Here is a 12,830-nt window from a genome sequence, read left to right on the forward strand (position 1 = left end):
TGATCTCCTCTATTCCGCGGCCTGTAGCGTGGCCGGTGCCGGGCCAAAATCTTCCCGGAAATGTTTCAAGGCGCTCAGCACGGGGTAGGGCGTGAAGCCGCCGAGTGCGCAGAGCGAGCCGAATTTCATGGTGTTGCAGAGGTCCTCGACCACGGCGAGGTTCTCGGCGACGCGCTCGCCGTTGATGATCTTGCTGATGGTCTCGACGCCGCGCGTCGAGCCGATCCGGCACGGCGTGCATTTGCCGCAGGATTCGACCGCGCAGAATTCCATCGCGAAGCGAGCCTGTTTCGCCATGTCGACGCTGTCGTCGAACACCACGATGCCGCCATGGCCGATCAGGCCGTCGCGCGCGGCAAAGGCTTCATAGTCGAACGGTGTGTCGAACAGCGCGCGGGGGAAATAGGCGCCGAGCGGCCCTCCGACCTGCGCCGCACGCACCGGCCGTCCGGTGAACGTGCCGCCGCCGATCTCGTCGACGAGCTCGCCGAGCGTGACGCCGAATGCGGTCTCGAACAGGCCGCCATACCTGATGTTACCGGCGAGCTGGATCGGCATCGTGCCGCGCGAGCGGCCCATGCCGAAATCGGCATAGGCCTTGGCGCCATTGTCGAGGATGAACGGGATCGCCGCGAACGACAGCACGTTGTTGATCACGGTCGGCCGGCCGAACAGGCCCTTGTGCGCCGGCAGCGGCGGCTTGGCGCGCACGATGCCGCGGCGGCCTTCGAGGCTTTCGAGTAGCGAGGTCTCTTCGCCGCAGACATAGGCGCCGGCGCCGACGCGCACTTCGAGATCGAAGGAGTGCACGGAGCCGCCTACACGGCTGCCGAGGTAGCCCGCGCGCTTCGCAGCCCCGATCGCCGCGTTCATGGTTTCGACCGCGTGCGGATATTCCGAGCGGATGTAGATGTAGCCCTTGGTCGCGCCGACCGTGAGGCCCGCTATCGTCATGCCCTCGATCACCACGAAGGGATCGCCTTCCATGATCATGCGATCGGCAAAGGTGCCGCTGTCGCCCTCGTCGGCGTTGCAGACGATGTATTTTCGATCGGCCTGCGCCTGCGCGACCGTCTTCCACTTGATGCCGGTGGGGAAGCCGGCGCCGCCGCGGCCGCGGAGGCCTGAGGTAGTGACGTCGGCAAGGATTGTGTCTGCCGTTAGCGTCAGCGCCCGCTCGAGGCCCCTGTAGCCGCCATGCGCGCGATAGTCCTCGACCGAGCGCGGATCGACCACGCCGCAGCGGGCGAAGGTGAGGCGGGTCTGGCGCTTCAGCCAGGGGATTTCGTCCGCGACGCCAAGCCGCAACGGATGCGGGCCGCCATTGCCGATTGCGTCGAGCAGGGAAGGGACGTCAGCCAGGCTCACCGGGCCATAGGCCACGCGGCCCTGCGCGGTCGCGACCTCAATCATCGGCTCCAGCCAATAGAGCCCGCGCGAGCCGGTCCTGACGATCTCGATCGGCACGCCGCGCTCCGCGGCCGTCAACTCCAAAGCGGCAGCGACATTATCGGCGCCGACTGCGATCGCGCCGGCATCGCGCGGAACGAAGATTCGCATCGTCATCGTTGCGCCTCCGCGACCAGCGCGTCGATGCGCGCTTCGTCGAGCCGGCCGACCACGCGGCCGTCCAGCATCGCCGACGGCGCGGTGGCACACAGGCCGAGGCAGTAGATCGGCTCCAGCGTTACGCGCTCGTCGGCCGGGGTGTTGCCAAGCGAGATCCCGAGCTTTGCTTCGACGCGCGCGGCCAGCGCATCGCCGCCGGCGGCCTGGCAGGCCTCGGCGCGGCACAGCTTCAGCACATGGCGTCCGGCGGGCTCCTTGCGGAAGTCATGGTAGAAGGTGAAGACGCCGTGGACCTCGGCGCGCGACAGGCGCAGCGCGGACGCGACCATCGGGATCGCAGGCTCCGGCACATAGCCGAACGCCTCCTGCAACGCATGCAGGATCACCAGCGTGGCGCCTTCGAGCTCGGCATGTTCGGCGATGATTTCGGCGCCGCGCGCCTCGCTCCAGGGTTCGTAAACCGACGTCATCCGCGCCCTCAAAATCCGTTTCCTCGACTCCCGGTAAGAGAGTTGGAATCCTTCGAAACATCAATAAAGCTGTCTCATGCGGCGATTGCGAAACGCGATTAATAGCCTTGCGCAATCGGATGATTTGAGATCGCAATAATCGCCTGAAATCACCGGCTTCCGGTGCGCTTTGGGGTTAGGGATCGCGCCGCGGTCGTGATATTTGTGACGGTTCCGGGACACCGTTTTTGCGATGGGGTTTGCCACTTGATCGACAAGCTTGAACTTCTGCTGGCGCTGGCCAAGGAGCGGCATTTCGGACGGGCGGCCGAGGCCTGCGGCGTCACCCAGCCGACCATGTCGACCAGCCTCAAGCAGCTCGAGGAAATCCTCGGCGTCATGCTGGTGCAGCGCGGCTCGCGCTTTCAGGGCTTCACGCCGGAGGGCGAGCGCACGCTCGACTGGGCGCGGCGGATCGTCGGCGACGCGCGGGCGATGAAGCAGGAGATCAACAGCCTCAAGGACAAGCTGTCGGGCGAAATCCGCATCGCGGCGATCCCGACCGTGCTCGGCATGGTGGCGTCGCTGACGACGCCGTTCCGCGCGCGCCATCCGGACGTGCGCTTCCGCATCCAGTCCTGCACCTCGGCCGACGTGCTCGGCCTGCTCGAAAACCTCGAGGTCGATGCCGGGCTGACCTATATCGAGAACGAGCCGATCGGCAAGGTGCGCACCATCCCGCTCTACAACGAGAGCTATCGCCTGCTGACGTCGCCAGACGGCATGTTCGGCGACCGCAAGCAGGTGACCTGGAAGGAGGTCGGGACGGTGCCGCTGTGCCTGCTGACCCCCGATATGCAGAACCGCCGCATCATCGATCGCGCGCTGACCTCGGTCGGCGCCGAGGCGACGCCGACGCTGACGTCGAATTCGCTGCTCGTGCTCTATACCCATGTCAAGACCGGCCGCTGGGCCAGCGTGATGCCGGCCAAGCTCGCGGAAACGCTCGGCCTTGCGGATGCCGTGCGCAGCATTCCGATCGTGGACCCGGTCGTGAACTACAGCATCGGCATGGTGATCCCGCAGCGCGATCCGATGACGCCGTTGATCGCGGCCCTGGTGCAAGTCGCGCGCGAAGTCGCGCCGACGCTGGAGGCGCCGTAGTCCTGAGGTGGCGAGGGGTTACGCCGCCGCCGCGAGCTTTGCCTGCATCGTTCGCGGATCGCGCGGCAGCGTGACGCGCACGACGGTGCCGACGCCGAGCCGTGAGCGGAGCCGCATCGTGCCGCCGTGCAGACTGGTCAGCGAGCGTGCGATTGCAAGCCCGAGGCCGGAGCCCTGGTAGGTCTTGGTGAGCTGGCTCTCGACCTGCTCGAACGGCTTTCCGAGCCGTCGCAGCGACTCCGGGGCGATGCCGATGCCGCTGTCGGCGATCAGGAGCACGATTGAATCGTTCACCATCTGGCCGCGCACCAGCACCCGGCCGCCGTCCGGCGTGAACTTCACCGCGTTGGAGAGCAGGTTGACGATGATCTGCTTGACCGCGCGGCGGTCGGCCACCGCGGAGATCGTGGTCTCGATGTCCGACTCCAGCGACAGGCTCTTGTCCTCGGCGCGGCCCGAGACCACCTTGAGCGATTCCGCGAGGATGCCGGAGAGGTCGAGCGGCTCCATGTCGAACTTCATGCGGCCGGCCTCGATCTTCGACATGTCGAGGATGTCGTTGATCACCTCGAGCAGGTATTTCCCCGATGTCAGGATGTCGTGGCAATATTCCTCGTACTTGTCCGAGCCGAGCGTGCCGAACAGGCCGCTGCCCATGATCTCGGAGAAGCCGATGATGGCGTTGAGCGGCGTGCGCAGCTCGTGACTCATATTGGCGAGGAACTTGGACTTCGCCGCATTGGCTTCCTCGGCGCGGGTCTTTTCCTGCGAGTATTTCTGGGCGAGGTCGGCGAGCTCGCCCGCCTGCCGCTCGAGCTCGGTCTGCGAGCGCTTGAGGTCGGCCACCGAGGCGCGCAGGCGCAGGTCGTTGTCGACCAGCTTCTGCTCGTGCTCCTTGATGCGGGTGATGTCGGTGCCGACCGAGACGTAGCCGCCGTCCTTGGTGCGGCGCTCGCTGATGTGCAGCCAGCTGCCGTCGTCGAGCTGGGCCTCGAAGGTGCGCGCGCCCGGCGTTGGCACGCCGCTCTCGTGCAGGCGGGTGCGGACCTCCGGCATGCTGCCGACCTCGATCACCGTCTCGTAGGAGGTGCCGGGGGCGACGGCGGAGTCCGGCAGCTTGTGCAGGCGCTGGAAATGCGAGTTGCAGAGCACGAGGCGATCCTCGGCGTCCCAGAGCACGAAGGCCTCGGGGATGGTCTCGATCGCGTCGCGCAGGCGCAGATCGGCTTCCACCGACTTCTCGGCGAGGCTCTTCTGCTCGGTGATGTCGACGGCGATCCCGATCAGATGCATGCCGCCATCGGCCGCCGCCTGGCTCAGCTCGCAGCGCACGCGCAGCCAGATCCAGTGCCCGTCGACATGTTGCATGCGGAAGCTCTGGTCGATCTGGGTGATCTTGCCGGAGATCAGCTCGTCGGCGATGTCGAACAGGTTGATATCGTCGGAATTCACTAGCGCGTTGACCTCGCCGAAGGTGAGGAGGTCGTTGCGCGAGTCGAGGCCGAGCAATGTGAACATCGACTGCGACCAGAAGATCCGGCCGCGCGACAGGTCCCAGTCCCACAATCCGCAGCGGCCGCGGTTGAGCGCGGTGTCGATGCGGCCGCGCACGGCGTCGTTGATCAGGTCGCCCTCGCGGGCGCGGGTCGATTGCCAGTGGAAGGCGAAGCCGAGGATCAGGACCACAAAGCTCGTGGTCGCCGACAGCGTCACCGAGAGCGCTGCGTCCGATCCCCAGATCGGCTCGTTGATCTCCTGGATGACGATGATCTGGCCCGGCAGCGACTTGACGAGCCGCGAGATCGCCAGCGCGCCGCTGCCGTTCGGCAGCGTCATGTCGCTGACCACGCCCTGCTGGCCGGGTGCAGCGAGCAGTTGCGCGGTGGAGATGACGTCGAGGATGCGATCGCTCTCGCCGAGGCCGTCGATCGGCATGCGCGCCAGCACACGATGGTCGGCGCCGGTGACGATGACGTGGCGGCCGAACGCGATGCCCCAAGACGGGATCAAATCGGGCAGCAGCTCCTGCATGCGCTCGATATTGTTGAGCCGATCGCGGCGCACCGAGGTGATGCGATCGAGGCGTTCGGCCAGCATGTCGGACAGCGCGGCAAGGTCGCGCTTCATCGCACCGCGCTTCTGGCGGTTCTGGTCGACCACCTGGACGAAGGCGCCGAGGCAGATGGTGATGAGGAAGGCGATGATCAGGGTAGGCACCGCGCGGCGCAGTGCGGGCTCGGCCGTCAGGAGCCGGTGATAGGCCGGTTTTGCGATCGACTGCGCCAATCCTTTGATCGAATCGGATTGGACGCATGCGTTCGCCGCATGCGCGCGCGCCATGCCCTAGACCCCCGCCTCAAGCTGATTTTTACACGGTTCGGAAGAACCCCACGTCGCTTCCGAATCAACGTGATTTGAATCCAGTTTTTCCGGGCTGTCGAGAGTCAACGATTCGTTAATACGAAATAAATCTTGCCCACCACGGAATCAGCGCGCGCAAAATGAGTCCGAAACAGGAACGGTCCCGTAGAACTACGCGCGCGGCGGTTCTGCGTGACTGATGACCCGCTTGATGGTCGGGAAGGCACGGCGCAGCGCGCGCTCGATCTCATCGACGCTGTCGTGCACCTTGATCACGCTCATCGACGGCGCGGCGCGGCAATGGAAGTTGACGATCTCGCCGGCGTCGGTGTCGCGGACGCGCACATTGTGAATGTCATGGATCGCGCCGTCGGCGGCGAAACGGGTCAGCGCGGCCTTGATGGTCTCGACGCGGTCGGGCGCGGCGTCGGTGCCCCACGGCAATTCCGGCTGGAGCGGCTCGATATGGGTGTCGACCTCGACGTCCTCGCCGAAATCCTCGCGGATCGCGTGTTCGAGGTTGTGGGCGATGGTGTGCGCAGCGGCCAGGTCCATCTCGCCGTCGACCTCGAGGTCGATGCCGACGATCAGCTTGCCGCCGAGATCGTGCACGGTGACGTGATGGATGGCGAGGCCGGAATTGCGCGCGATCACCATGATGCGCTCGCGCACGGTCTCGTTGTCGCGCGCCACCGGGACCGCGGTGAAGGTGAGGTCGGCGTCGCCGAGCGCCTTGGTCACGGCGGCCTGCGCCTTGCGCTTGATCTCCTCGACCCGGTCGATCGGGTAGGTGCGCGGCACTTTTGCGATCGCGTCGATGAAGTGGGTCGGCCCGACCATGCGCACGCGCAGGCGGTCGACACCGACCACGCCTGATACCGCCTTGATTGCGGCGGTGGCCTTTTCTTGCGCGCCCTCCGGCGCCCGGTCGAGCAGCGTCTCGACGGTCTCGCGCGCCATCCGCAAGCCGAGCAGCGCGATCATGACGGCGACCGCAATGGCGGCAGCCGCGTCGCCCCACCAGAAACCGAGGCCGGCCAGGATCAGTCCGACGATGACGGCCGCCGAGCCCATCACGTCGGAGGCGAAGTGCAGGGCGTCGGCGGCGAGCGCCTGACTCTTGGTCTCGCGCGCCGCGCGGTGCAGCGCCCGCGCACGCCACAGGTTCACGATAATATCGACCACCAGCACGACAAACGGGATGGCGGAGATCGACGGCGGCGGCGATCCGTCGCGCAGTCGGCTGTAGGCCTCGACCAGGATACCGCCGGCGAGCACGTAAAGCAGGGCGATGATGCCGAGCGCCGAGACGCTTTCGAGCTTGCCGTGGCCATAGTGATGTTCGGCATCCGCCGGCTGGTCCGACACCCGCACCACCGCCCAGGTGATGATGGTTGCCACCAGGTCGATCGCGCTGTGCAGCGCCTCCGAGATCAGCGCCAGCGAGCCGATCGCAACGCCCACGACGAATTTGGCCGCGGCCATGCCGCCGCTGGCAAAGATCGAGATCGCTGCGACCGAGGTCTTGGTGTTGGATGCGCTCATGGGCGGCGGTTTATCAGGGCGTCGGTGAACATCAAGTGTTACTCGCAACACGCAATCGCCACTCACTTGCAACAGCAAACTTGTTGCGAACTATTCCGAATCCAGGACATGCACTGCGCAAGTTCACCAGCCTCATTCAGATGCGGATCCACGTTCTCGCGGCGCATTTCGCCCGAGCTTTGCAAAATCATTCGCCCCGAAAAGAAGAGGGCGCAGGGAATGCCGGGTGCGCGCTGCACCCGCGGTCTCGTGTGCAAATGGAGAAAGAAACGCACACGAGCATACAGGTTCAGCGGGAGACACTCCGGCATTCCCTGCGCGATGGTTTTACGGCTTATACGTGCTCTCCCCGGCGAGACCGGGCTTGTTTGTCACCGTCTTCGCAAAGACGTTTCGCGTTCTTGCGAGGAGACACAACCACTGGGGCGTCAGGACCACACGACTTCACCGTCCGCTGCATCGCGCGCTCGTCTGTCGCGCATTCCGCGGTCACCGCATCCCACCGCAACACTCGTGACGATCGCGAAGCGCCCCTCGATCGGGTGAGACGGGGGATTTATACACCGATTTGTATTTCTGAAAAATAGAAATATTTTTCCGGCGAGGGCTTGACGGGTTTTTGCTGATTTGCCCGTCGTGTCGAATTGGCAACACTCTTCGCCACAGCGACCCACGCCGTGGGATGGGTAGAGCGGCTTGTCCGCCGAATCTGCGCGCTACTTCAGCCTCAGGCTGGTGCAGTACCACGATTGTTCGCTGCTTCTCCACCCGACCCTCAGGCCGGATTCCATGCAATCGTTGTAGCTCGTCATCAGTCCAGCCGCCGGGCGGCGGTTTAGCAGTCCGCCTGTTAACTTCAAGCTCTGTTCAGAAGCCGCAATCGCCACTCACTTGCTGGAGCCGGTTTGGTGCGAATTGTTCTGAGTCTCACGCGCAATGCAGCAACCGCGCGATGCGGATGAGGACGCCGACGCGCTGGCGCGCCAGCACTCTCGACAAGACCTACTGCGCGCTGAACGGCACGGACGCGCGAGCGCGATAAGTCCAGAGCCCGAAGCTACCGCCGATGCCGCTACGCTCGCCGCCGACGGCGATCTGCGCGCCGTTGTCGAACCTGGCGGTCAGCCCGCCGGATGCGCGCGCCGACCAGCCGGAGAGCACAAGGTTGGCCGGCAACGCCGCTGTCGCCGCGGCTACGGCGCCCGCGCTGTCGTTGTTGAAGTAATAGTCGCCATAGAGGCCGGCATAGGGCGTGAACACGGCGGTGGCGGTCCATGCCAGCGGATAGGACAGCTTGACGCCGCCGCTGGCGCGGCCGGTCGAGAAGTCGCGCGCGCCTTGCTGGGTGCCAAGGCTATCGGTGTAGGCGCTCTCGCGCTCCCACAGCGCATAGACGCGCGCCGAAGGCTCGATCAGCACGCCGTGACTGGCGTAGGTGCCGGTCAGGCCGCTCGTGACCAGCCAGCGGTTGCCGCCGAACGAGCCCGCAGCGGTGCCCGCCGTGCCGTCATATCCGATGCCCGAATAGGCAACCGCGGCATCGAAGCGAATGTCCTGCGTCACCTTCCAGCCGACATAGGATCCAACGGTCCAGCCATCGCCTTTCAGGCGGCCCGTCAAAGCGTCCGAACGATAGTCGAAGGTCTCGTAGCCGCCGAGCACGCCGACCAGGAAGTTCGGCGTGAATTTGCGCGTCAGGCCCGCCAGCAGGTTGACCTGGTTGCCATAGAGCACGGTGGCGCCAGGCACCGCATTGAGGTTGCCCCAGCGGTCGAGCGTCGCCCCACGCACTTCGGCCCAACCCAGCCATTCCCTGGGGTCGGCGATACGGCGTGACTGGGCCTTGGTGGGGCCGGCATAGGCCAATGCGCCGAACGCGTCGTCGATGCGTGTCGGCGACGCTTGAGACGCAAATCCACGCCCTCCCGCAAACGACCCGTTGGTGTCGAAGGGATCGGTGGGGCGGGGGGCCGTATCCGACGCGCGCGCGTCGGGATCGGCCGCGAAATTGAACCGGACGCCGTTACCGCTCGGGCTGATAAAGCCGCCGCTTCCGCCAAAACCTTCGCCGATCGCACTATCGACCGCGCCGGATATTGCCTGTCCCGAAACCTGCGCCGCTATCGGAGTGACCAGCACCTGCAGCGCGCGCAGCTTGAGACTGTCCGCGGCCGTGTTGACGGTCTGGACCAACGCCGCCGACGTGCTGGCGACGAAACTGCTGTCGCCGCCATAGACCGCGGTGATGGAATGATTGCCTGTTGCCAGCGACGAGGTGGCGAAGGTCGCGACACCACCTGCCAGCGTGACGATGCCGAGCACGGTACTGCCGTCGCTGAAGGTGACGCTCCCCGTTGGCGTCGCACCGGAAACGGTTGCCGTGAATGCGACGCTCTGGCCTGCGCTGCTCGGATTCTGCGAAGACACGACCGTCGTGGTTGTCGCGGTCTTGACGGGTGCCACGTTGACGCTGGCCGCACCGGTGATTGCCGGCGTCACCGTATCGGTGGCCGTAATCGTCCGCGAACCTGACGTGTTGAGCGTGACGGAGAATGTCCCGACGCCATTGGTCAGTGTCGCGTTGGCCGGCAACACGGCCGCTCCGTCGCTGCTGGTGAAATGCACCGTACCGGTGTAGCCGGTCACCGTGGTGTTTGCGGCATCGAGCGCGGTGACCGTCAAATTGAAGGCGACCCCGGTTGTCGCCGACGCCGGTGCTGAAACGACGAAATGCGCTGCCGCGTTGGAAGTCACGTTGACGTTGGCCGCACCGGTGATTGCCGGCGTCACCGTATCGGTGGCCGTAATCGTCCGCGAACCTGACGTGTTGAGCGTGACGGAGAATGTCCCGACGCCATTGGTCAGTGTCGCGTTGGCCGGCAACACGGCCGCTCCGTCGCTGCTGGTGAAATGCACCGTGCCGGCATAGCCGGTCGCAACACCGTTGGAGGCGTCCAGCGCCGTGACGGTGATATTGAACGCCGTTCCAGCCGTCGCCGCCGCTGGCGCCGAAACCGAGAAATGCGTGGCCGGAGCCGCGGTAACGGTTAGCGACGAGTTCGCGGTGTCGTTGGCGTTGTTCGGGTCCGAGGAAGTTGAGGAGACCGTCGCGGTATTTGTGATCGCTGAGCCGGCTGGCGCGGCAGCGTTGACCTGGGCCACCAGCGTGAAGGTCGCGGAGGCGCCCGGCGCAAGACTGGCAAGCGACGCGGTCACTGCTCCGGTGCCGCCGACCGCGGGCGTCGATGCGCTGAAGACAGGACCAGTTGTCTGGCTGAAGCTGACGAACGTCGTATTGGGCGGCAGGACGTCGGTCAGCTGCGCATTCGCGGCATTGCTCGGCCCGGCGTTGTTCACCGTGATGGTGTAAGTCGCGTTCTGGCCGTGCTGGACACTGGCGGGGCCTACCTTCGTCACCGAAAGGTCCGCAGGTGGCGTGGTAACTGTCAGCGACGAAGTCGAACTGTTATTGGAGTTGATCGGGTCCGTGGTGGTGGTTGAGACCGTCGCGGTGTTGCTGATCGTTGTGCCGCCTGGCGTGCTAGCGGCCACCTGGGCCACCAGCGTGAACGTCGCGGAGCCGCCAGACGCGAGACTGGCAATCGTCGCCGTCACCGTTCCGGTGCCGCCGATCGGCGGCACCAACGCGGACCAGCCGCCCGGAATCGAGAAGCTGACGAATGTCATGCCGGCCGGTAGCGTGTCGGTCAGCGACACGCTGGCAGCCGCGATCGGTCCGGCGTTGCTCACCGTGATGGTATAAGTCGCGTTCTGGCCGTGCAGGACGCTGGCGGGACCTACCTTGGTCACCGCGAGGTCGGCGACTGGTGCGGTAACCGTCAGCGACGAAGATGAGCTGTTATTGGCGGCGTTCGGGTCGGCGGTCGTGGAGGAGACCGTCGCGGTATTGGTGATCGTGGAGCCAGCAGTTGCGGCAGGGGCGACCTGGGCCACCAGCGTGAAGGTCGCCGTGCCGCCAGACGCGAAACTGGCAATCGACGCCGTCACCGATCCGGTACCCCCGATCGGAGGCGTGATCGCGCTCCAACCGCCCGGAATAGAGAAGCTGACGAATGTCGTGCCAGCCGGCAGCGCGTCGGCCAGAGACACGTTGGCGGCGGCGCTCGGCCCGTTATTGGTGACCGTGATGGTGTAAGTTGCATTTTGGCCCTGCAGCACGCTGGCGGGTCCCGACTTGGTTACCGAGAGGTCGGCTGACGAACTGACTGAAATCGTGCCTGACTGGCCGGTGATCGATGACGACACGGTGTCGGTCGCGGTAACGGTCTGCGAACCGGAGGTGTTCAGGGTCGCCGAGAACGTATGCACGCCGGCATCGGCGGGCGTGAAAAAGTAGTTTGTCGGCAGGATCGCTGATCCGTCGGTGCTCGTGAAATGCACCGTGCCCGTGTAGCCGGTATCGACGGCGTTTCCCGCGTCCAGGGCGGTGACGGTCAAGGTGAATGAAGCCCCGGTGGTCGCTGACGCCGGTGCTGAGACCTGAAAATGCGTCGCCGGGCCAGCCCAGGCAACCGATGGCAAGAGCATCGCCGCGCCCGCCGCGGCGAGAACGCCGAGCGCAAGCCAAATTTTCCTGAAGATCAACGAGGGCCCCCGCCACTAATTCCACGGACGACAGTAGAGGAGGTTGTCGCGCGATCAATATCGGCCGGCGCGATTCACGATGCCGATCGACAGCCTGTGGCGAAGGAGCAACAAGATTCCATTGTGGGTTGTGTTCGCGGATTCTTCGCTACAGCGTCACCACGATCTTGCCGAGGTGCTTGTTGGCTTCCATGTGCGCGAACGCCGCGCCGATGTCAGCGAATTTGTAGACCTTGTCGATCGGCAGCTGCAGCTTGCGTGCCTCGACTGCGGGCCAGATGTCCTTCCGGACCTCGTCGAAGATCTCGCGGATCTCCTCGATGGTGCGGGTGCGGAAGGTGACGCCGATATAGTGGATGCGGCGTGCCGCGTGCAGGTCGAAGTTGAAATCGGCATGGGTGCCGCCGAGCCGGCCGACATTGACGATGCGGCCCTTGACCTTGGTCGCTGCAAGATTCTGGTTGGCGACCTTGCCGGAGACCTGATCGACGATGAGGTCGACGCCTTGCCCGTCGGTCGCCTTCAGCACCTGATCGACCCAGCCCGGATCGGAGGAATCGATCGCGAGATCGGCGCCGAATTCCTTCAGCCGTCCGCGCCGCATCGCGTCAGTCGACGAGCCGATCACGAGCTTCGCGCCCTTCAGTTTTGCAATTTGCATCGCCATCAGGCCGACGCCGGAGCTAGCGCCCTGGATCAGCACGCTCTGGCCCGGCTGCAGCGCGCCGTTGGTGACGACGGCGTTGTGCATGGTGGCGAGTGCGACGGGCAGCGTCGCGGCCTCGTCGAAGTTCATGTTCGAGGGCGCGCGGAACAGCCGGCCATGGTCGGCGAGCGTATATTCCGCAAACGCTGCGCCACCGGAGCCCATGATCCTGTCGCCGACCTCGACGCCCTTGGCATCCGGGCCGAGCTCGGCGACTTCGCCGGCCCATTCCATGCCGAGCACGGTGCCGACGCCGCCGGCGGAGCCATGGGCATGGCCCTTGGTCATGCCGAGGTCGGCGCGGTTGAGGCCGCAGGCGTGGACCTTGACCAGCACCTGCGTGCCCTTCGGTGAGGGCTTTGCGACGTCGGTGATCTCGGCGCCGTTGGCGCCGTATACATAGGCTTTCATGGCTCTTCTCTTTTCCTTCA

7 protein-coding genes are annotated in these 12,830 nt (G+C 65.4%); 1 reads left to right on the top strand and 6 read right to left on the bottom strand.

Annotation, left to right across the window (positions count from 1 at the left end; genetic code table 11):
• Nucleotides 1–9 precede the first annotated feature (9 nt).
• Nucleotides 10–1,566, bottom strand: coding sequence for a formate dehydrogenase beta subunit (locus tag ACFFWD_RS04470; RefSeq protein WP_376961856.1), 1,557 nt, complete (start codon nt 1,564–1,566; stop codon nt 10–12).
• On the bottom strand, nt 1,563–2,039 hold the full coding sequence (locus tag ACFFWD_RS04475; RefSeq protein WP_376961858.1) for a formate dehydrogenase subunit gamma: 477 nt from the start codon (nt 2,037–2,039) through the stop codon (nt 1,563–1,565). Before ACFFWD_RS04475 ends, ACFFWD_RS04470 begins: the two co-directional genes overlap by 4 nt.
• 246 nt (nt 2,040–2,285) lie before the next feature.
• Between ACFFWD_RS04475 and ACFFWD_RS04480 the strand changes: the two genes are divergently transcribed.
• Nucleotides 2,286–3,182 (top strand): LysR family transcriptional regulator, encoded by an 897-nt coding sequence (locus tag ACFFWD_RS04480; protein WP_376961859.1) that lies wholly within the window; start codon nt 2,286–2,288, stop codon nt 3,180–3,182.
• Between the two features lie 18 nt (nt 3,183–3,200).
• On the opposite strand, the gene ACFFWD_RS04485 is transcribed toward ACFFWD_RS04480, so the two are convergent.
• The 4 genes from ACFFWD_RS04485 to ACFFWD_RS04500 form a co-directional block, all read right to left on the bottom strand.
• Nucleotides 3,201–5,522 (bottom strand): sensor histidine kinase, encoded by a 2,322-nt coding sequence (locus tag ACFFWD_RS04485; RefSeq protein ID WP_376961862.1) that lies wholly within the window; start codon nt 5,520–5,522, stop codon nt 3,201–3,203.
• Nucleotides 5,523–5,714: 192 nt separating this feature from the next.
• Nucleotides 5,715–7,088, bottom strand: a complete 1,374-nt coding sequence (locus ACFFWD_RS04490) for a cation-efflux pump (RefSeq protein WP_376961864.1) — start codon at nt 7,086–7,088, stop codon at nt 5,715–5,717.
• 1,002 nt (nt 7,089–8,090) lie between these two features.
• Nucleotides 8,091–11,693: an Ig-like domain repeat protein gene (locus ACFFWD_RS04495; protein WP_376961866.1), complete on the bottom strand. Its 3,603-nt coding sequence runs from the start codon at nt 11,691–11,693 to the stop codon at nt 8,091–8,093.
• Nucleotides 11,694–11,841: 148 nt separating this feature from the next.
• A complete protein-coding gene (locus ACFFWD_RS04500) occupies nt 11,842–12,810 on the bottom strand; it encodes a zinc-binding dehydrogenase (protein ID WP_376961868.1) in 969 nt (322 codons plus the stop codon).
• Between the last annotated feature and the right edge of the window lie 20 nt (nt 12,811–12,830).

This window comes from Bradyrhizobium erythrophlei, assembly GCF_042430365.1.
Classification (GTDB): Bacteria; Pseudomonadota; Alphaproteobacteria; order Rhizobiales; family Xanthobacteraceae; genus Bradyrhizobium; species Bradyrhizobium erythrophlei.